The organism is Vibrio sp. R12-SG2-ISO1 (genome assembly GCF_059834045.1).
Genome location: NZ_JCBDGO010000008.1, coordinates 105,249 through 126,086, shown reverse-complemented (window position 1 = coordinate 126,086; position 20,838 = coordinate 105,249). Strand labels below are relative to the sequence as shown.

The 20,838-nt window shown below is 47.8% G+C and carries 15 protein-coding genes; 6 read left to right on the top strand and 9 right to left on the bottom strand.

Translation table 11 applies throughout. The annotated features are described in order from the left end of the window. Nucleotides 1-25 precede the first annotated feature (25 nt). The 3 genes from AC6R10_RS05990 to AC6R10_RS05980 form a co-directional block, all read right to left on the bottom strand. Nucleotides 26-1,570: a SpoVR family protein gene (locus AC6R10_RS05990; RefSeq protein ID WP_334552494.1), complete on the bottom strand. Its 1,545-nt coding sequence runs from the start codon at nt 1,568-1,570 to the stop codon at nt 26-28. A gap of 9 nt (nt 1,571-1,579) precedes the next feature. Beyond that, nucleotides 1,580-2,851 (bottom strand): YeaH/YhbH family protein, encoded by a 1,272-nt coding sequence (locus AC6R10_RS05985; RefSeq protein ID WP_487901151.1) that lies wholly within the window; start codon nt 2,849-2,851, stop codon nt 1,580-1,582. Between the two features lie 69 nt (nt 2,852-2,920). Beyond that, nucleotides 2,921-4,855, bottom strand: coding sequence for a PrkA family serine protein kinase (locus tag AC6R10_RS05980; RefSeq protein ID WP_334552492.1), 1,935 nt, complete (start codon nt 4,853-4,855; stop codon nt 2,921-2,923). A 461-nt stretch (nt 4,856-5,316) separates the two neighbouring features. Between AC6R10_RS05980 and AC6R10_RS05975 the strand changes: the two genes are divergently transcribed. Then, nucleotides 5,317-7,203, top strand: a complete 1,887-nt coding sequence (locus tag AC6R10_RS05975; RefSeq protein ID WP_500671761.1) for a methyl-accepting chemotaxis protein — start codon at nt 5,317-5,319, stop codon at nt 7,201-7,203. A 110-nt stretch (nt 7,204-7,313) separates the two neighbouring features. Here AC6R10_RS05975 and AC6R10_RS05970 read toward each other — a convergent pair whose 3' ends face one another. The 3 genes from AC6R10_RS05970 to pflA form a co-directional block, all read right to left on the bottom strand. Further along, nucleotides 7,314-7,814, bottom strand: coding sequence for a YfbU family protein (locus AC6R10_RS05970; protein WP_334552490.1), 501 nt, complete (start codon nt 7,812-7,814; stop codon nt 7,314-7,316). A gap of 137 nt (nt 7,815-7,951) precedes the next feature. Then, entirely contained in the window at nt 7,952-8,617 is a 666-nt protein-coding gene (locus AC6R10_RS05965; protein ID WP_500671760.1) for a hypothetical protein, read from the bottom strand. Nucleotides 8,618-8,690: 73 nt separating this feature from the next. Then, entirely contained in the window at nt 8,691-9,431 is a 741-nt protein-coding gene (gene pflA, locus AC6R10_RS05960; protein WP_487901153.1) for a pyruvate formate lyase 1-activating protein, read from the bottom strand. Nucleotides 9,432-9,656: 225 nt separating this feature from the next. Here pflA and AC6R10_RS05955 point away from each other — a divergent pair, with 225 nt between their 5' ends. Continuing rightward, on the top strand, nt 9,657-11,537 hold the full coding sequence (locus tag AC6R10_RS05955; RefSeq protein WP_500671759.1) for a methyl-accepting chemotaxis protein: 1,881 nt from the start codon (nt 9,657-9,659) through the stop codon (nt 11,535-11,537). A 2-nt stretch (nt 11,538-11,539) separates the two neighbouring features. On the opposite strand, the gene AC6R10_RS05950 is transcribed toward AC6R10_RS05955, so the two are convergent. The 3 genes from AC6R10_RS05950 to AC6R10_RS05940 form a co-directional block, all read right to left on the bottom strand. Next, on the bottom strand, nt 11,540-12,541 hold the full coding sequence (locus tag AC6R10_RS05950; RefSeq protein WP_500671758.1) for a lipid A deacylase LpxR family protein: 1,002 nt from the start codon (nt 12,539-12,541) through the stop codon (nt 11,540-11,542). Between the two features lie 180 nt (nt 12,542-12,721). Beyond that, nucleotides 12,722-14,998, bottom strand: coding sequence for a formate C-acetyltransferase (gene pflB, locus AC6R10_RS05945; RefSeq protein ID WP_500671757.1), 2,277 nt, complete (start codon nt 14,996-14,998; stop codon nt 12,722-12,724). A gap of 313 nt (nt 14,999-15,311) precedes the next feature. Then, the gene (locus tag AC6R10_RS05940) at nt 15,312-16,859 is read right to left on the bottom strand and encodes a DUF3360 family protein (RefSeq protein ID WP_334552484.1); all 1,548 of its coding nucleotides are present in this window, start codon (nt 16,857-16,859) and stop codon (nt 15,312-15,314) included. A gap of 780 nt (nt 16,860-17,639) precedes the next feature. On the opposite strand from AC6R10_RS05940, the gene AC6R10_RS05935 reads away from it, so the two are divergent. From AC6R10_RS05935 to AC6R10_RS05920, 4 genes are all read left to right on the top strand, one after another. Continuing rightward, on the top strand, nt 17,640-18,410 hold the full coding sequence (locus AC6R10_RS05935) for an ABC transporter ATP-binding protein (RefSeq protein ID WP_500626141.1): 771 nt from the start codon (nt 17,640-17,642) through the stop codon (nt 18,408-18,410). 77 nt (nt 18,411-18,487) lie between these two features. Then, nucleotides 18,488-19,258, top strand: coding sequence for an ABC transporter substrate-binding protein (locus AC6R10_RS05930; protein WP_334552482.1), 771 nt, complete (start codon nt 18,488-18,490; stop codon nt 19,256-19,258). A gap of 118 nt (nt 19,259-19,376) precedes the next feature. Continuing rightward, the gene (locus AC6R10_RS05925; protein ID WP_500671756.1) at nt 19,377-20,117 is read left to right on the top strand and encodes an ABC transporter permease; all 741 of its coding nucleotides are present in this window, start codon (nt 19,377-19,379) and stop codon (nt 20,115-20,117) included. Nucleotides 20,118-20,120: 3 nt separating this feature from the next. Next, nucleotides 20,121-20,798 carry an ABC transporter permease gene (locus AC6R10_RS05920; protein ID WP_334552480.1) on the top strand — a complete coding sequence of 226 codons (678 nt, stop codon included), beginning with the start codon at nt 20,121-20,123 and terminating at the stop codon, nt 20,796-20,798. Nucleotides 20,799-20,838 lie beyond the last annotated feature (40 nt).

Genomic DNA, 20,838 nt, shown 5'->3' with positions numbered 1-20,838 from the left:
GTAACAGGATGTCAGCGCACAGCGTTTAGATTTTCGTGTCGTAGTCGTTGCGCTTAGGGCAGGTGCCGAGAATCTCACGTCGCCCAGTCTCCTTCACCTCTTCAAGTACCACATCGAATCCCCATAGACGGTAGACATGTTTGAGCACTTCCTCGTAGCTCTCATCGAGTGGAATACGGTCATGAGGCACGTATTGCAGGGTTAATGAGCGGTCCCCACGTACGTCAACGTTATACACTTGGATGTTGGGTTCAAGGTTGCTCAAGTTGTATTGCGCCGCGAGCTTTTCACGAATGGCACGGTAGCCAATGTCGTTGTGAATCGCGGTGACTTCAATAAAGTTTTTTCTATCGTCATCGGTGATGGAGAACAGCTTAAAGTCGCGGATCACTTTCGGTGATAGGTACTGGCTGATGAAACTTTCGTCTTTAAAGTTGTGCATCGCAAAGTGCACCGCTTCTAGCCAATCGCTGCCCGCTAACTCTGGGAACCACTCTTTGTCCTCATCCGTAGGCTCTTCACAAATGCGACGTATATCCCTAAACATCGCAAAGCCGAGTGCGTAGGGATTGATACCACTAAAATAGGGGCTGTTATAGGGCGGCTGAGCCACCACACTGGTGTGGCTATGAAGAAACTCTAAGATAAAGCGTTCGCTGACCAAACCTTCATCGTACATGTGGTTGAGAATGGTGTAGTGCCAGAAGGTTGCCCAGCCTTCGTTCATCACTTGGGTTTGCTTTTGCGGGTAGAAGTATTGGCTAATTTTACGCACGATGCGGACGATCTCACGTTGCCATGGCTCTAGCAGCGGGGCGTGCTTTTCAATGAAATAGAGAATGTTCTCTTGTGGCTCCGACGGGAAGAGCAGTTTGCTTTTCTCTTGCTCCACCTTGTTTTTGGGTACTGTGCGCCACAGGTCATTGACTTGAGATTGCAGATACGCTTCACGCTCCTCTTGGCGCATTTTTTCTTCGGCAATCGAGATCTTTTCCGGACGCTTGTAACGATCTACGCCAAAATTCATCAAGGCGTGGCACGAGTCGAGCAACTCTTCGACTTCTTTGACGCCATACTTTTGTTCGCATTCGGCAATGTAGTTTTTCGCAAACAGCAAATAGTCAATGATTGAACTGGCATCGGTCCAAGTTTGGAACAGATAGTTGCCTTTAAAAAAGGAGTTGTGTCCGTAGCAGGCGTGCGCCATCACTAGGGCTTGCATGGTAACGGTATTTTCCTCCATCAGGTAGGCGATACATGGGTCAGAGTTGATCACGATTTCGTACGCCAGCCCCATTTGACCGTGTTTATAGCCTTGCTCGGTTTGAATGAACTTTTTACCAAACGACCAGTGGTTGTAATTGATGGGCATACCAATACTCGAATAGGCGTCCATCATCTGCTCGGAGGTGATCACTTCAATCTGATTGGGGTAGGTGTCGAGTCGATAATGCTCGGCGACGCGTTTGATCTCCATGTGATAACGTTCAATGAGATCGAATGTCCAATCAGGACCATCGGGCAGTCTATTTGCGTTTGATTTGGCAGACTTTTTTGTTTTCGTCGTCATAGCGCCTCCCTATGCATGCTCTTTGCGAAACAACTCTCTAAACACCGGGAAGATATCTTCGACGCTGCGAATGTTCTTCATCGCAAAGTTGTCAAAGCTGTTTTCCAGCTTCTCATATTCGTGCCAAAGCGTTTGGTGTGAACGGCGAGTTATTTCAATGTACGAATAGTACTGACACTCAGGTAATAACTGTTTGGTGAGCAATTCTCGACAGCGAGGTGAGTCGTCTGCCCAGTTATCGCCATCCGATGCTTGCGCGGCATAAATGTTCCATTCAGCGGTTGGAAATCTGTCTTTGATGATCTCGTCCATCAGTTTCAACGCACTAGACACGATGGTGCCGCCGGTCTCTTGCGAATAGAAAAACTCGTGTTCATCCACTTCTTTGGCTTGGGTGTGGTGACGGATAAAGACCACTTCGACGTTTTCATAGGTGCGAGTCAAGAACAGGTAGAGCAGCACATAAAAGCGTTTGGCAATGTCTTTGGTGGCTTGGTCCATAGAGCCTGACACATCCATCAAACAGAACATCACCGCTTGGCTAGATGGAATCGGGCGTCGTTCGTAATTTTTGAAGCGAAGATCAAAGGTATCGATAAAGGGCACGGTGTCGATTTTTTTACGCAGTGCCGCGATTTCGTCCTGCAGGCGCTTCTCTTCAAGCAGTTGGGCAGGCTCACTCATCTTGACTTCATCGAGCGCCGCTTCGAGCTCTCTTAGCATGCGACGTTTGCCCGCGGTCATGGCTGTGCGGCGAGCAAGGGATTGCTGCAAAGATTTCACAATCGCGATGTTGGCGGGAACACCAGCGGTTTGGTAGCCTGCGCGATGGGTTTTCCATTCGGTGATTTTGTTGATTTGGTTTTTTTCAAGGTTTGGTAGTTCCAAATCCTCAAACAGAATATCAAGATACTCATCTTTGGAGATTTGAAACACAAAATCGTCTTGGCCTTCGCCGTCGGGACTGGCTTCACCTTCTCCTGAACCACCGCCTTGACCCCCCCCTTTCGGGCGCTCGATTTTATCGCCGGTGATAAATTGATCGTTACCTGGGTGAACGCGTTCTTTCAATCCCCCTTTACCTTGATGAAAAACAGGTTCGCTGATGTCTTTGTGTGGAATAGAGACGTCTTCACCAGAGTCCGTATTCGTAATAGAACGTCGATTCACGGCATCTGCTACGGACTCTTTGATCTGCTCTTTATGACGGCGAATAAAGCGCTGGCGGTTTACCGCGCTTTTATTCTTACCGTTCAGTCGTCGGTCAATAAATTGCGCCATGAGTTCCCCCTCAATTGCGTTAACGTCGTCAATACGCCCCTTGGATTGAATAAGCAAGGGGCGATGTGTTTAAGACGATTTACGTACGCGTAGATACCACTCAGAAAGCAAACGAACTTGGCGTTCGGTATAGCCTTTTTCCATCATACGAGCGACAAAGTCGTCGTGTTTCTTCTGATCTTCAGAAGAGGTTTTAGCGTTAAACGAAATGACCGGGAGCAACTCTTCGGTGTTAGAGAACATTTTCTTCTCGATAACGGTGCGAAGTTTCTCATAGCTTGTCCAGACCGGATTTTTACCTTCGTTGTTGGCGCGAGCGCGGAGCACGAAGTTCACGATCTCATTACGGAAGTCTTTCGGATTGCTAATACCTGCCGTCTTCTCAATTTTCTCCAGTTCGTTATTGAGCGCTGAGCGGTCAAACAATTGGCCGGTTTCAGGGTCGCGGTACTCTTGGTCTTGAATCCAGAAATCAGCATAGGTCACGTAGCGATCAAAGATGTTTTGACCGTACTCCGAGTAAGACTCGAGATAGGCGGTCTGGATCTCTTTGCCGATAAACTCGACGTAGCGTGGTACTAAGTAACCTTTCAAGAACTCAAGGTATCGCTCAGCGGTCTCTTGAGGGAACTGCTCACGCTCAATTTGCTGCTCAATCACATAGAAGAGGTGAACAGGGTTCGCAGCGACTTCCGCGCTGTCGAAGTTGAACACGCGCGAGAGGATCTTGAACGCAAAACGGGTCGAGAGACCAGACATCCCCTCATCAACACCGGCGAAGTCACGGTATTCCTGATAGCTTTTTGCTTTCGGATCGGTGTCTTTAAGGGTTTCCCCGTCGTAGACGCGCATTTTTGAGAAAATAGACGAGTTCTCTGGCTCTTTGAGGCGAGATAGAATACTGAACTGTGACAGCAATTCGAGCGTGCTGGGTGAGCACGGCGCTTTGGCAAGCTCGGAGTGATCAAGCAGTTTCTGGTAAATTTTCACTTCTTCAGACACGCGCAGACAGTAAGGGACTTTGACAATGTACACACGGTCTAGGAACGCCTCATTGTTTTTGTTATTGCGGAAGGTCTGCCACTCGGATTCGTTGGAGTGAGCGAGAATCATGCCATCAAACGGCAGCGCAGAGAGCCCCTCAGTACCGTTATAGTTGCCTTCTTGCGTTGCGGTAAGCAGCGGGTGAAGCACTTTGATTGGCGCTTTAAACATCTCAACGAATTCCATTAAGCCTTGGTTTGCACGACACAAGGCACCGGAATAGCTATATGCATCGGGATCGTCTTGGGAGAAGTGTTCTAACTGACGAATATCGACTTTACCGACCAGTGATGAAATGTCTTGGTTGTTTTCATCGCCGGGCTCAGTTTTGGCAATCGCACGTTGGTCCAAAATGGATGGGCGCACTTTCACAACTTTAAATTTGGAGATGTCACCGCCGAATTCATGTAGGCGCTTGGCTGCCCAAGGCGACATGATGGAGCGTAGGTAGCGGTTTTCGATGCCATACTCTTTTTTCAGAAGCTCACCATCTTCATTGACGTCAAACAGACAGAATGGATGGTCGTTGACTGGGCTACGGACACCGTTGGCAGAGAGCACGTAAATGGGCATCTGTTGCATCAAGGCTTTAAGTTTTTCCGCGAGTGACGATTTACCACCGCCCACAGGGCCGAGTAGGTAAAGAATTTGTTTGCGCTCTTCTAGACCTTGCGCCGCATGCTTAAGGTAGGAGACGATTTGCTCGATGGCTTCCTCCATACCGTAAAAATCTTTGAATGTTTCGTAACGAGAAATCATCCGGTTGGAGAAGATACGGCTGAGACGGGGGTCTTTCGCTGTATCGATTACTTGTGGCTCACCAATGGCCATCAATAGACGTTCAGCCGCGTTTGCGTAAGCACTTTTGTCGTCCTTACACAGGCTAAGGAATTCTTGCAGTGATAACTCCTCATCCTTGGAGGCTTCGTAGCGTGCTTGGAAATGGTCGAAAATACTCATAATGAAATCCCCTCTGAACCTGTCAAAATGACATTAAACCCGCATTGAAAAGCGTTTCCTCTCTTCCTATAAGACTAGCCCGTATTTGGAATTCTGCTTAAAAAATATGTGTTTAATTGCAAATTGTGATTTTGGGCAGATTCAGCCGCGCTCTTTTCCGACAAGTCCAAAGTAGTGAAATAATCAAGGCGTGAATCAATAATATTTACGACCTATCTATGAGAAGAATGCATTAGGAAAAGCGGTGGTAAAACTCACCATCTAAACAGAGCGTTAGCCGCTCTTGAGTGTCACCCTTGTGATGAAGACGGCAAATTAAAACAAAAAAGAGTGCGCTCGCTTCCACAAACAAAACACTTTTTTCAAGGCTTTCGACGTGCGTCATGATTTATTTCTATGCACAAAATATAATGATTGCGATGATCCCATCGCAATCACATTAGAATGAAAGTAACTGCTATATGTTCAATAAAATTTCGTTAAAAAATAAACTCGCGATTTCAGCGAGTGTTGCCATTGTAGTCGGGGGGCTCTTGGTGGAAGCGATCTCTTTTCGTTCCTCATTGGAACGGTTGGATTTTGAGGTTGAGCAGCGCCTAGAGAGTACCGTCTCATCTTACAATCAGTACGTGACAGACTGGATAGGGTCGAAGGGGCGAGCCCTGACGTCTTTATCTCAAGAGTCGGAGAAGGGCGCCATTGTGACCCATCTCAAGCAGTTGCGTGACTCAGCGGCGTTTGACAACGTTTTTCTCGCCTACGCCGATGGCTCGCAAGACAACGCCAATGGGGTGGTACTGCCGCCGGGTAACAATGACCCGCGCAAATGGGGCTGGTACCAGAACGCAGTAAAGCAGCCATCGAAAGTGTTTATGGATAATCCTACCGTCGCTGCGGCAACGGGCGCTAACGTGGTGTCGCTAGGTAAAGCGTTGACGCTGCATGGCGAACAAGTGGTGTTGGGCGCGGATGTTGAAATCACCGATATCCTCACCAGTATGGAGCATGTCATTTTGCCGGGTGAAGGCTACATGTTTATTGCCAACGCGCAAGGCAACGTCTTTGTCCACGCCGATACCAAACTGCTCAATAAACCTATTTCTCAGCTAGGCCTTAATATCGATGCGGTTAAGCAAGCAGCGCAACGTAGCCAAGTCTCGATACAAGTCATCAACGGTCAAGAATCGGTCTTGTTTGCGCGCAATATTCAAGGCACTGAGTTGTCGACGGTAGTCGTGCTCAATTATGATTCCCTTGTTGCGCCACTGACTAGCGCAGTCTGGGGGCAGCTATTGGTGACCTTAGTGGTCGTGATTGTCTGTATTGCGTTGTTTAACTGGTTGTGCAACATCTTATTCCGCCCTCTTAATAATGTTTCAAACGCACTCGAGCAAATTGCGAACGGGAGTGGTGACCTCACCCAGCGTATCAAGGTTGAGTCACAAGACGAGGTGGGTCGCTTAGCACATAACTTTAATACCTTTGTTGGTAGCTTGCAGTCGCTTATTGGCCACATCCGTGAACAGTCACACCAGCTCAAAGATCAATCAGAGCAGAGTGCGTTACGTGGTCAAGATGCAGTGAAAGACATTCACCTGCAACAGCAAGAGATCACCATGGTGGCCACTGCGGTCACCCAGCTCGCCAGTGCGACCCATGAAATTGCGTCTCATGCAGAGCAAACCGCTCAGGCAGCTCATGAATCGACGCAAAGTACCGATAACGGTTATGCGCTGGTGGCGGATACCAAAGGTTCAATCAACAAACTGGCGGCGGAGCTCGATAGTGCAGGATTGGTTGTCAGTGAATTGGATAGACACGCACAAGAGATTTCCACTGTGTTGCAAACCATTCAGGGCATCGCTGAGCAGACCAACTTACTTGCGTTGAACGCGGCGATTGAAGCGGCGCGTGCAGGTGAACAAGGTCGCGGGTTTGCCGTTGTTGCCGATGAAGTACGTGTGTTGTCTCAACGCACACACTCCTCGACTGAAGAGATCAAACACACCATCGATGTACTGCAAGGTACAACGAATAAAGCGGTTTCGATTATGAAGAGCAGCGCAGCGCTCGCCGCTCACTCGGTACAAGACGCGGATCGCGCTGCGAGTGCGTTGGAAGAAATCAAAACCGCGGGTGCACTCATCAGTGATATGGCGACGCAAATCGCCACAGCGGCAGAAGAGCAAACGCATGTGACGAGTGAGATTACGCAAAATATCACCTCCATCAAGAACGTGGCGGATCAGTTAGTGGCAGGTGCGGATACCAGCTCGAAAGAGGCGTATCAGGTGAAAGCCAATGCGGAAGCGCTCACCTCGAAAGTGGCCATGTTTAAGCTGAGCTAATCGGCTAACCAACTAAAAAGGGGCGTACACGCCCCTTTTCTGTTTCTCTATGTCTCTATGTCTCGCTATGCTCTAGTCGCAAGCTGCGCGAGAGCAGTATCGCGTTTGTCTTACGCGCGGAAGATCTGTTTTAGCTCGTTAGCGCAGAGATGGTACTGACGAGGACAGTTGCGCCAAGTGGTCAACATGCGGCGATATTTCTCTAGCATCGGCATCTGCGCATTAAAGTAGTGATCACCTTTATCAAACTGTGGGTAGAGACCTTCAGAGTCCGTTAGGAAACGCACATAGTTGACGAGCTGCGCTTCTGAAGCGATGTCAAAGCCTAGGAATGTAAGACGGCGTTGGTCGACATCTTTTTGCTCTTGCGTCTCTAGCATGCGGTAGGATTCCTGCATGGCATGGTACATTTCCATGATGTCGATAATCTCACGACAGTGTGCTTCGCTCAAACAGCCAAAGTTCTTGTTCAGCTCGTTCATTTGTAGCTCGTAGCCACGTTCAACGATCACCTGCAAACGCTGGTATTTCGCGGCGTTTTCTGGGTCCATTTGTGACATCAAGTAGTATTGGTTTGAAAGAATCAAACGTTGAGCGTTTGTCATTTCCATGCTGGCCTCACTTAAAGAATCTAATACATTTTTAATGTGCTTAGGTTATCCGTTCATTACAGGATGAAACATGATCTCAACACAGGTTTGTGATGAAAAATGATCAGATTTAAACAAAAACGGGGCTTTTTTACCGATTACTTTTTGTGGTAGTGGTTATAAATGTAGTCTCTATCGGAGAACACACGTAGCCACTCAGGTTTGAATACCGCGAACATTGCCGCGGCCATACCGTTTAATAGCCCTTCTGGAAAAGCGAGGAGAGGTAGGAAGACCAAATAGTGTTCGACGATGGTAGGCCAATCGTGAGGGCCAAGCCACCAATGATGTACGGCGTTGATGAGTAGGTGAGCGCTGCCTGTGACGGCGCCGTTTAGAAAGCCAGCAACGAAAATAAAGACAAAGATATTACGTGGCAAAAAGCGATAACTGACTAAAAACACCCCGTGGCTTATCACGATTGGACACAATACCGAGAAGAGCAAATAGCTAGGGAGCATCGTGAGGGGTAATTCGCCAAACAGAGTCACGGCAAGGGCGGCGAACAGGCCGATGGCGTAAGCACTTCGCCATCCGTAGAGTAGCGATAATGTGGTTAAGCCCAGAAAGTGAATGGAGAGACCTGCTTTAACGCCTGCTTGCGCAGACCACAGCAAGGCCAGCGCGGCGACCACCGCAAAGGTAAAGTGTTGGAAGCCTGATTCATTGCGCAGTTTGGGCAGCAGTACAGTGCGAACATCTCGCCATATCAGCCCGAAACTGGCGAGAGCGATAAACCAAAGATAGAGTTCACTGAGTGCCACATTATCCCCAAAAAAATACCAACCATGCCTGCGCTATGGTTGGTATTTTTTCTGAATTGGGAAACAAATAAAACTAATATTTTACATTTGAGTGATATTGCTCAAGGATGCCAACAATCTTATCCATGGTTTCCTTTGATGGCGGGTTGACGCCTTCAAGGGGGTAATCAAGACCGAGCGCTTCCCATTTGTGCGCGCCAAGTTTGTGGTATGGCAGTAGTTCGACCTTCTCGATGTTGTCCATATCCTTGATAAAGTCACCGAGCATGTGTGCGGCTTCTTCATCATCGGTATAACCCGGGACAATCACGTAACGAATCCAAGTTTTCTGGCCGATTTGGTGTAGGTAACGAGCAAAGTCGAGGGTACGCTTGTTGGAGACACCGATGAAATCATGGTGAATTTCATCTTTCATGTGTTTTAGATCGAGCATCACCAAATCGGTCGCTTCGAGCACCTCATCAACCACCTCAGTGTGCTTGCGGATGTAACCATTGGTATCCAGGCAGGTATGAATGCCTTCGGCTTGTGCGGCACGGAAGAAATCGCGCACAAACTCAGGCTGAAGCATGGCTTCACCACCTGAACAGGTGACGCCACCACCCGATGCATTCATAAAGTGACGATAACTTTTCGCTTCTTTGATGATCTCTTCAACGGTCACTTCTTTCCCATCATGGGTATCCCAAGTATCTCGGTTGTGGCAATACATGCAGCGCATTAGGCAGCCTTGCATAAACACAATGAAACGAATACCGGGACCATCAACAGTACCACATGATTCGAAAGAATGAATTCGACCAGTTGTAGACATGAGCTCATCTCTTATAAGTGATTTGTTCGTTATTTTATTACAAATGGTAGGGTTTATATAGTGAATTAGCCATTTAATAGAGAGTTTTTATAAATAGCGAAATTGTGCTTTTTTCGTCTAAAATGTATGTTATAAAAAAGTAAATAATGATAATAAAATCAAAATAAGTAGTGGAATTCAACAGGTCAGTGCTCTACACATTCACCTGATGTTAAAGGACTTTTTATGGACAGGCTTGCACTATCACAAAAACAGAAAGGGGTTCTCTTTCTTGCGGTGTTGACGATTGGATTTGTTGCACTGGCACTCTTTACTTCTTCCAGGTTGAGCGAAATGAGCCGCCAATACCACTCCAGTGGGGATATTGCGGTTGGCTCGCTTTCGATTTATCAAACTCAAGCAAAAATATTGACGCTGAGTAGCAACTTAGACAATTTGAGCGGTGCTCAAGTCGACAGCGTGAAAGGGGATATTCAGACCATCGTTCAGGATGTGGAGGCCAACATTGGCTTTCTTCAATCCCTCGGTTTTCGCCAAGAGAGCCAACAGCTTGAGCAGGACATTGCCGATTTTGAAGCGGCCGTCACGCCTTGGTTGACCATCAAACAAGAGCTGGGCTTCACTATTGATGAAGGCAAATTGGGTGAGCTTGGGCAATTGGCCACCATCATAGAACAAAAAATCGCCGAGACAGGTATGGTGACGCTCAACTCGGACTTTCAGGCGATGATCAAATCGCAGCAGAACTATTTGCTGCAACCCAATGAAGAGAACTTAAAGCTGTTCAATCGCGCGATGGGCAGCTTTGAAAGTATGTCGAACGTTTATGCGATGTTGGACTTGTATGAAAAAGAGATTGACCAATATAAAGAGACCTTTATTCGTGTCGCCGAGCTATCCCAGCAAGCCGGTGCAATTGAGCAGCAGTTGCTGACCACAAAAGAACGCCTCGCTGACTTGATTGCCGCCATTACCTCGCAACTTGGCGGAGTGAGTATGAGGTATCAAAGCAGCGCGGAAAAAACCTCTGACCAAACCCTGTGGTCGATTATGGCGGCGTGCGTGGTATTGGCGTTATTTACCATTCTTATCTTTGTCTTGCAGAGCTCGTCGCAATCTCGCTTGGTGAATACGACACAGAAGATTTTGCGCAAGCTTTCTAAAGGGGATTTGTCGAGTCGAATGGCACTCACGAATAACCCAAAAGATGAATTCAACCAACTGGCGAGCAGTATCAATGAAAGTTGTGAAAATCTCGGCTCGTTGGTGAAGGCAGTGCAAAGTAACAGCGATGCGTTATCCGGTAACGCTGCTGAGTTGAACCAGGGCTTGGATTTACTCGCTCACCACCAAAGCGAAGTATTGGGCCAGACGCAGCTGCTCGCCTCTGCGACGGAAGAAGTGAGCGTGACGACCCACGAAGTGTCCAATTCATTGGAGTTTGTCTCGGATTTAAGTCGTCAGTCCAATCAAGCGGCCGAAGAGGGGGCGCAGGTCATTCGAGCCGCGATTGGGTCCCTAGAGGAAGTCGGCGGCATTTTGACCTCGGCGGCCAGCCATATTAAACAACTTGAGGAAGCCTCCTCGAAAGTTGACTCTGTAATGGTGATCATTAACGGTATCGCGGAGCAAACTAACCTCTTGGCGCTTAATGCAGCGATAGAGGCGGCTCGAGCGGGCGAGCAAGGTCGCGGCTTTGCGGTGGTTGCCGATGAAGTACGGAGCTTAGCTGTGCGCACCGTGGACGCGGTGGGTGAGATCTCGGAAACCATCGATACGATGAAAAAAGAGAGCGCAGAGGTGATTCAATACATAGGGAAATCGGAAGTGACGATGCAGTCGGGCCAGCAGCGAGGTCATGAAGCGATGACAGCACTACGTACTATTACCGAAAAAGCCGACGAAGCATCGCATCAAACAGAGGTGATTTTCTCATCCATCAAAGAGTTGGCAACCACCAGTCAATCGATGGCCGACAGCATGACGCAAATCTCTTCGGCGATGAAAGAGTTAGAAGAAAATAACGCCCAGCTCAAATCCGTCAGTCAGGTGGTAGAAGAGCGCGCCAGCAGCCTAAACCAAGACTGCCAACGCTTTACCGTCTGACGCTAGAAAAACGCGTAGAGATTGATGCCCCCGGCGCCGTAGATGGAATCGGGGGCTTCTTTATAATCGGGGGTTTTGACGGTGGTCGCTAAGGTCGCGCCAAAGCTCTGATTATACCAGGCAACGCCAGCAACGGCGGTCGCTTGCACCTTGTCTAAGGTGACATCGTATACCGATGGATCGCTAACATCGGGATTATTACGGATGCCTGGTCTATCCCCTTCAATGGTGATGTCATTGAAGCGGTAGCGAGCTTCAATGCCGGCAAAAACAAACCAGCCCTGCTTTGACCCACCCAGCATACCAGCGCGAAATGGATTCTCATTGTCAATATTGGCAGCCCCTAAGCTGCCCGATAGATCTTGTCCCCAACGCAGCATGACACCGGTTGACACATCACTACGAAAATTACCGACGTTGGCTTCTGAAACGCTCGACACTTCCCACTCGGTATTCGCCAACATCGGCTCGCGCCATAGGTTGATGTGGGTTAGGTAACCGACACTCCCAGCAAACCCTTCATCCACTTGGTTTGCCCAACCATTAGGATCATCAGAGCCCGTGATGCTGTGGACGAATTTTTGTGCCTCTTCCGACAGTGAGTTTTCACCCACGGTGCCCAAGGTCAGGTTAAAGCGCTGAGCTTGCATTGGATGGAGACTGATGTAATTGAACTCAGTGTGAAGATAACCCGCATAAGGGCGATCGTTTTGCAGGGGCTCCACGGCTTCAATATCCGATGGCGTATACATTTTGTGAGCCAGGGTAACTTCCCATTTGTCCAAAGAGGCGGCGCCCCAAAAAGACAAACTTAGCGGCCCAACCCACGAAAGTGGGCGAATCCCTGCGGAGGTGTAAGTGAGGAAAATGCCATTGGTATAGTCTTGATCAACACCAAATACCCCGTCGTTGTCGAGTGAAAAGGCGAGGGTTGACTGCTCTGAAGCCAGAGCAGTGGTGGAGAGAAGAAGCAACGAAAAAGGGAGATAGGAAGAGCGAGCCATAGTGTTCTGTTTTGACGAATAGTGCGGATGATAGTACCGCAATTCGCTAAGGTCACTATAGGAATTCACGGATTGATGTGGCGAAATGTGCGCAAACTCTAAAGCTTACCGAGGAACGATAAGCACAAAAAATGCAGCCCCGCACTAGGCGGGGCTGCATCAATCATTCAACAGTGTCTCTTATAGAGATTCTGTAAATGTACGTGCGATTACGTCAGCTTGTTGCTCTGCAGTTAGAGAGTTAAAGCGTACTGCGTAACCAGAAACACGGATAGTTAGCTGAGGGTATTTCTCAGGGTGCTTAACCGCATCTTCTAGAGTTTCACGGTTAAGAACGTTCACGTTCAAGTGCTGACCACCCTCGATGCCCGCTTCATGGTGGAAGTAACCATCCATTAGGCCTGCAAGGTTAGCGCGCTGTGAACCTTCGTCTTTACCTAATGCGTTAGGCACGATAGAGAAGGTGTAAGAGATACCATCTTTCGCGTGAGCAAACGGCAGTTTACCTACAGATGTTAGAGATGCAACCGCACCTTTCTCATCACGACCGTGCATTGGGTTTGCACCTGGAGCAAACGGAGCACCTGCGCGACGACCATCTGGTGTGTTACCTGTCTTCTTACCGTACACAACGTTAGAAGTGATAGTAAGGATAGACTGAGTAGGAACGGCATCACGGTAAGTCTTAAGCTTACGGATCTTGTTCATGAATACTTCAACAAGCTCACAAGCGATGTCATCAACGCGTGAATCGTTGTTACCGAATTTAGGGTAGTCGCCTTCGATTTCGAAGTCGATCGCTACGCCATCTTCGTCACGGATTGGTTTCACTTTCGCGTACTTGATTGCAGATAGTGAGTCAGCCGCGATAGATAGACCCGCGATACCACAAGCCATAGTACGGTACACGTCACGATCGTGTAGAGCCATCAGTGCAGACTCGTAAGAGTACTTGTCGTGCATGAAGTGGATTGCGTTAAGTGCAGCTACGTACTGCTTAGCTAGCCAATCCATGAAGTGGTCTAGGCTGTTCCACACTTCGTCGAAGCTTAGGACTTCTGAAGTGATCTTAGGCATAACTGGGCCAACTTGCATTTTCAGCTTCTCATCAACACCACCGTTGATTGCGTAAAGCATGGTTTTTGCAAGGTTTGCACGAGCGCCGAAGAACTGCATTTGCTTACCAACAACCATTGGAGATACACAACATGCGATTGCGTAGTCATCTGATTCCATGTCTGGACGCATTAGGTCGTCGTTTTCGTACTGGATTGAAGACGTATCGATAGACACTTTCGCACAGAACTTCTTGAAGCCTTCAGGTAGCTGCTCAGACCAAAGAACCGTGATGTTTGGCTCTGGAGAAGGACCCATAGTGTATAGAGAGTTAAGGAAACGGAAGTTCGTACGTGTTACTAGCGTACGGCCGTCAAGACCCATACCACCCATAGATTCTGTTGCCCAGATTGGGTCGCCAGAGAATAGGTCATCGTACTCAGGAGTACGTAGGAAACGAACCATACGTAGTTTCATTACGAAGTGGTCGATCATTTCCTGAGCTTGTTCTTCAGTGATCTTACCTGCAGCAATATCACGCTCGATGAAGATGTCTAGGAACGTCGAAGTACGACCTAGAGACATCGCTGCGCCGTTTTGAGACTTAACTGCTGCTAGGTAGCCGAAGTAAGTCCACTGTACCGCTTCTTGTGCAGTTTCTGCTGGGCGAGAGATATCGTAACCGTACTTAGCAGCCATTTCTTTCATTTGGCCAAGTGCACGGTGTTGCTCTGCGATCTCTTCGCGAAGCTGCATTGTCATTTGAAGATCTTCGCCATTCTCGAACTTCTCTTGTAGAGAAGCAAATTGAGCTAGCTTGTCTTTCATTAGGAAGTCGATACCGTATAGCGCAACGCGGCGGTAGTCACCGATGATACGACCACGGCCGTATGCGTCTGGAAGACCAGTCAGAACACCTGATTTACGACATTTTAGGATGTCAGGCGTGTAGATATCGAAAACACCTGCGTTGTGTGTTTTACGGTATTCAGTGTAGATTTTTGAGATTGCTGGATCGAGTTCACGACCGTAAACTTTACAAGAACCTTCAACCATGCGGATACCACCGTTAGGGATGATAGCGCGCTTAAGAGGAGCGTCAGTTTGAAGACCAACGATAGTTTCAAGATCTTTTTCGATGTAGCCTGCGTCGTGAGCAGTGATGGTAGAGATAACGTCAGTATCGAAATCAACAGGAGCGTGCGTTGAGTTTTCGATCTTGATACCTTCCATTACTTTAGCCCAAAGCTTGTTTGTCGCTTCAGTACCTTCAGAAACTAGGAAAGATTCGTCGCCTTCGTATGGGGCATAGTTTTTCTGAATGAAATCACGAACGTTTACTTCGTTTTGCCAGTCACCCGCTGCAAAACCTTCCCAAGCTTTAGCAAATTGCTCTGCCATGACATACCTACCTTTTTAGTAGTAAAAACACGTACTGTGCTGAATTTATAGTCAACGTGTTGACCATTTAGCATCCTCATTACTGAGGCAGTACACTCTAATGAATAACAATAGGTATAGTCTTAAACCAAAGGAACGCAAAGGACAGGAAAAACTATATCTATTGTCACTAAAATTAATATGGTTATTTCTTACTGTAGTTTCAAGGTTAACTTAAAAAAATCTTACAAACCTTAAACTAAATCAATAAATGCTAAAAAAAGTTGATAAAAATGGGGTGGCTATTTAAGCCACCCACACAAATGTTGAATCTTTATAGCCAGGCTGGGATGCCGTACTGAGCTTCCAACATACCTACTGCTAGCATAGCAACAAGACAGATAACAAACACGCCTACTGGGATAATAATTTTGTCTGCGAACGACAAACGAGACGCGCGCTCTTTATCACCAATGAGACCGTTGTTATCTAGGAACATAGTCAGTGCCCATGCCAACACAGGGTTAGCGACAACAGAGGCAAAGATACAGATACCGGCTGCTTGTGAATCTTTAGTGTCCTTAACCATCTGCATGCCTGCTTCAAGAAGTGGCAAGAATACGCCCACTAATAGTGCAACACGCATCACCGGTGGCCACACCGCGACGTCCATTGGGAAACCAAGAATCGCAACGATGATACACAGTGAACCAAGCAAGATGGCACCCGCAGGGATAGGACGCTTAGCGATCGCTGCTGGGATCATGTAGGTACCCCAAGAAGAGGTAATGTTACCACCACCAACGGCAGTACCGACCATTTGGCGTACTGAACACATGGTCATGGTGTCGTCCACATCCATTAAGACTTTTTCTGTCTTGCGAGGGTAGTTCAGCTCTTGGAAGATACGGTGACCAAGGAAGTCAGGCGACCACATCGCGACAGCCAAAATCGCAAAAGGTAGAGACGCGATAAAGTGTTCAAGATTTGGTAGACCTAGCATCCAACCTTGCTCAGTGCTGCCCCACCAGTAAACAGGGTTAAGGTTTGGCAGACCCATCTCGGTTTCGAAGGTTAAGTCGAAGCCCGCACCCAGACCTAGGGCAATCAAAAGCCCGGTAAAGGCACACACGGGAATCGCCAACCAGCGCATGTTGATTTTTGCTAGGAAAGCGTAAATACCGATGGTGATACCCAATACAATCAGACCCACATAGCCCATGCTACCTGCCGCAACATCAGCAGATTGGAGCCCTGTTGCCCACGACTGAATGGAACCGATCTGGCTCATGGTACCGGTAAAGCCCAAGAAGATAAGCAAGCCGCCGGCGGTGCCTTCTGAAGTGAGGTTGACGAGCTTGGAGCCACCTTTAAAGTAGCTGAGTAGCAAGCCGAATACACCTAAAAGAATCGCAAGTGCAAGAGGGTGAGCACCGGCAAGGGCAATTGAGCCGATCAATGGAATCATCGGACCGTGGTTACCCGCAAGGTTTGCTCGTGGGTTTAAGAAACCGGATGAAATAATACAGAACAGCAGGGCTGGGATGAGCATTTCCACACGAGCCACTTCGATGGCGAACTCTTTACCGAGATTCACGTGCTCCCATGCGGCGGATAGGCCGTCTGCCCATGACATCATTACCGCTGAGTACATTGCGATAATGCCGATGGTACCTGCAAGTGCAGGGACTAAGTCCTCCAGCTCGAAACGGAAGTCGCGACCCGGAAGGTTAAGACCAAAACGACGAGGCTTCATAATTTGAAGCTCGTGGTCTAGATAATCTGAACGGGTTGCAAACTCAGAGGCAGGGCGGTGCAGCTCCTGGTAGCTCTTGTTTTCGATATCCGAATCAGAGTGCGGTTTGTTCACTGCGTCTGACATAGATTCCTCATATTTCAAAATGTTGATAATTCCAAAAGCTACTCGATAGTGATGATTGTCGATAGCTCATAATCTTGCAATTTGGCTTGCTGCGCTGCTCTTACCTTGTAGCTCGAACATTATGTGCCTAAGCATAGACAAAAGAAAAGGCAGTAAGTCAGTCAAATTAGGCTTTTATGGATGAGGCGAGTTTAACGTGCTAACCCTTTAGAGTGATTGATTTAGATCACTTTAAGAAAGAATGTGAAAGAAAACTACACAACGCCGCATATGCACGTAAGTTACTGTTCATACGCCTGAAAATTAATTTCACATTGCTATTTTTACTAGATATACAACCATTTGCGGCGTGTATGTTTCAGATAAAATTATCAATTACTTGAAGTGGATCTTCTTTTTATAAAATTGTTAAAGGGTCGGGTTGGATATAGCGATGGCGAGATATTTCATTTATGCGTATAAACAAGGTGAATAATCTAAAAGTTGAATAAAAAGTCATATTTTGTAACTTAATATCCCACAATGTCAGGTTAATAATTTGTTGCATGTTGTCCGGACTAGTGCTAGTTTGTAGCGAATGTGGGCCATAGCCCGAGCAGTCAACCGGATTGACGTGAACGTTTTCGTTTAGGGGGCACAGTTTTTGCTTTCACAGAGGCAAGTGTCGTTCTCAATTTCGTCGCTGAATGGTTTTTATCAACACAGATGAGCCATAGCTGCGCGAGCGCCGACTCGGAATCGTCATTCGGACAAGAAAAAGAATACAGGGAGTTTGCGCGCATGAAAGATGTACCCGCGCTGGATATTAAAGAACTGCACAAAACATTTGGACAAAATGAGGTCCTAAAAGGCATTTCGCTTGAGGCACACAAAGGGGATGTGATTTCCATCATTGGCTCTTCCGGTTCAGGAAAGAGTACCTTCCTACGTTGTATCAACCTGTTAGAAACGCCTACCGCTGGCGAGATATGGGTAAATGGTGAACTGATTCAGATGAAGCACAATCGTCAGGGGGAAGCCGTTCCCGCCAACGAAAAGCAAGTGCAACGTATTCGATCTCGTCTCGCCATGGTCTTCCAAGGGTTCAATCTGTGGTCTCATATGACGGTACTGGAAAACGTGATTGAAGCGCCAGTGCACGTCCTAGGCGTCCCTAAAGCGCAAGCGATTGAAAACGCAGAAATGCTGCTAAAGAAAGTGGGCCTTTACGAGCGAAAGGACTATTACCCAGGTCACTTGTCGGGTGGCCAGCAGCAACGTGCGGCGATTGCCCGTGCGTTGGCCGTTGACCCGGAAGTGATGCTATTTGACGAACCGACGTCAGCACTCGATCCTGAGCTTGTCGGTGAAGTTCTCGGGGTTATGAGAGATTTGGCAGAAGAAGGGCGCACCATGTTAGTTGTCACTCACGAAATGGCGTTTGCTCGCGATGTCTCAAATCATGTCATGTTTTTGCATCAAGGATTGGTGGAAGAACAAGGAGACCCAGCTAAACTGTTTACCAACCCAGACTCAAAACGTCTAAAGCAGTTTATCTCGTCTATCTATTAAGGCTTCTTTAATCAAAACAGTCTTTATTATAAGGACACAACAATAAACACAACATACAAAATCACAGGAGTATGGAAATGAAAAAGTGGTTAGTCGTTGCAGCATTGGCTGCGACAGCAGCAACTGGTGTGGCTCAGGCAAAAGAATGGAAAACCGTTCGTTTTGGTATTGAGGGTGCGTATCCTCCGTTTAGCTGGACAGAATCTGATGGTTCTCTCAAAGGCTTCGACGTTGATATGGCCAACGCGCTGTGTGAAGAGATGAAAGTTGAGTGTAAGATCGTACCGCAAGACTGGGACGGCATTATCCCATCTCTGCTAGCACGTAAATACGATGCGATCATCGCTGCGATGTCGATTACAGAAGAGCGTAAAAAGAAAGTGGACTTCACTGGCAAATACGCACAAATCCCAAACAAATTTATCGCTAAGAAAGGCGCAGGTCTTGATTTCGATAGCCTAAGCGGCGCTAAAATCGGTGTTCAGCGTGCAACAACGCACGACAAGTACCTGACAGACAACTACGGTGACCAAGTCGAAATCGTGCGTTATGGTTCATTTGATGAAGCGTACCTTGATCTTGCCAACGGCCGTATCGTTGCAGTACTAGGTGATGCTTCAGCATTGGAAGAAGGCGTTCTGAACAAAGCGGGTGGCGAAGGCTACGAATTCGTTGGTCCTTCTTTGACTGATCCAAAATGGTTTGGTGACGGCATGGGCATTGCCGTTCGTAAACAAGATAAAGATCTAACGCAAAAACTCGACGCAGCTATCCTGTCTCTACGTGAGAAAGGTGTGTACCAAGAGATTGCGGCTAAGTACTTTAACTACGACGTTTACGGTCAGTAATTCTCCTTCGACCGCTGGTGCTCGTTCCTTGATGTAGCCAGCGGTCGATCTCTTTCTATAGCCAGCTCAATGATTCTATTGATGTAGGAGATTGAGTTTAGGGATCAGGAACTCACCTATGCTGGATTTACAAGGATACGAAGCCTCTATATTGAAAGGGGCCGTGGTGACCATTGAGGTCGCCTTATTGTCACTGCTTCTTGCCATGATTTTAGGCATGCTGGGTGCTTTGGCGAAACTCGCCCCTTATCGCTGGGCAAGAGCTATCGCCACTCTCTATACAACGGTTATCCGTGGTATTCCCGATTTAGTCTTAATGATGCTGATTTTCTTCGGCGGACAGATTCTATTAAACAACAGTCTCTACTCGATCAATGAAACCTTGAATGGTTGGTTTGCAGCGAGTGATCCAAACCACGTGTGGACGTCTTACTTACCTGATTACATCGACGTGAGCCCGTTTATCGCTGGCGTGATGACCATAGGCTTCATCTTCGGTGCTTACATGGCGGAGACATTTCGTGGCGCCATCATGGCGGTAGATAAGGGCGAGATGGAAGCGGCAAAAGCATACGGCATGAGCTCGGTGCTCGCCTTTCGCCGGATCTTACTCCCTCAGATGATACGCCACGCTTTACCGGGCTTTGGTAACAACTGGCTGGTATTACTTAAAACCACAGCCTTGGTTTCTATTATCGGCTTGGAAGATATGGTGCGCGTGAGCTCACTCGCCGCAGGCTCAACCAAAATGCCGTTCACTTTTTATATGGCGGTCGCGGTGATTTTTCTCTTTTTCACCAGTGTGTCGACTGGGCTACTTAAAGTCGTCGAGCGAAAATTCAGTATTCATACGAGGTAGGGCATGGATTTTTCATTGATTATTGATAGCTTGCCTATCTACCTAGATGGTTTGTGGACGACAACGTGGTTGGTGGGACTCGCTCTCGTGATTGGTTTGTGTGTCGCTATCCCGCTGGGTATTGCGCGAAATAGCCAACATTATTGGTTGGTAGGGCCAAGTTGGGCGTTTATTTATTTCTTCCGTGGCACGCCGCTGTTGGTTCAGCTCTACCTAATTTATTACGGTATGGATCAGTTTTTCCCAGTGAAAGATACTCTATGGGAAAATGCTTGGTTTTGTGCGTTGGTTGCCTTTGTGCTCAATACTTCGGCGTACACCGCTGAAATCATTCGCGGTGCAATTAACGGGCTGCCGAAAGGCGAGGTGGAAGCGGCTAAAGCGTATGGTATGGGCACCTTTTTGACTTACCGTCGTATCATTCTGCCGAGCGCATTGCGCCGAGCTCTGCCAGCCTACAGTAACGAAGTGATCTTTATGCTGCATGGAAGCGCGGTGGCCGGTATTGTCACCATCTTAGATTTGACGGGCGCTGCGCGTCTGGTGAATTCTCGCTACTACGCGCCGTTTGAATCCTTCCTCACGGCTGGCCTGTTCTACATGGCGCTGACGTTCGTGATTCTCTGGGTTTTCAAAGGGGCAGAAAAACGTTTCTTAGCGTACCTGAGACCGCTGAGTTAACCTATCTTGTGAAAGAAAAAATGGCTTCCATCGGGAAGCC

Coding starts and splice junctions, on each gene's coding strand:
- AC6R10_RS05990 (WP_334552494.1), bottom strand. CDS start 1,570: ATGACGACGAAAACAAAAAAGTCTGCCAAATCAAACGCAAATAGACTG.
- AC6R10_RS05985 (WP_487901151.1), bottom strand. CDS start 2,851: ATGGCGCAATTTATTGACCGACGACTGAACGGTAAGAATAAAAGCGCG.
- AC6R10_RS05980 (WP_334552492.1), bottom strand. CDS start 4,855: ATGAGTATTTTCGACCATTTCCAAGCACGCTACGAAGCCTCCAAGGAT.
- AC6R10_RS05975 (WP_500671761.1), top strand. CDS start 5,317: ATGTTCAATAAAATTTCGTTAAAAAATAAACTCGCGATTTCAGCGAGT.
- AC6R10_RS05970 (WP_334552490.1), bottom strand. CDS start 7,814: ATGGAAATGACAAACGCTCAACGTTTGATTCTTTCAAACCAATACTAC.
- pflA (WP_487901153.1), bottom strand. CDS start 9,431: ATGTCTACAACTGGTCGAATTCATTCTTTCGAATCATGTGGTACTGTT.
- AC6R10_RS05955 (WP_500671759.1), top strand. CDS start 9,657: ATGGACAGGCTTGCACTATCACAAAAACAGAAAGGGGTTCTCTTTCTT.
- AC6R10_RS05950 (WP_500671758.1), bottom strand. CDS start 12,541: ATGGCTCGCTCTTCCTATCTCCCTTTTTCGTTGCTTCTTCTCTCCACC.
- pflB (WP_500671757.1), bottom strand. CDS start 14,998: ATGGCAGAGCAATTTGCTAAAGCTTGGGAAGGTTTTGCAGCGGGTGAC.
- AC6R10_RS05940 (WP_334552484.1), bottom strand. CDS start 16,859: ATGTCAGACGCAGTGAACAAACCGCACTCTGATTCGGATATCGAAAAC.
- AC6R10_RS05935 (WP_500626141.1), top strand. CDS start 17,640: ATGAAAGATGTACCCGCGCTGGATATTAAAGAACTGCACAAAACATTT.
- AC6R10_RS05930 (WP_334552482.1), top strand. CDS start 18,488: ATGAAAAAGTGGTTAGTCGTTGCAGCATTGGCTGCGACAGCAGCAACT.
- AC6R10_RS05925 (WP_500671756.1), top strand. CDS start 19,377: ATGCTGGATTTACAAGGATACGAAGCCTCTATATTGAAAGGGGCCGTG.
- AC6R10_RS05920 (WP_334552480.1), top strand. CDS start 20,121: ATGGATTTTTCATTGATTATTGATAGCTTGCCTATCTACCTAGATGGT.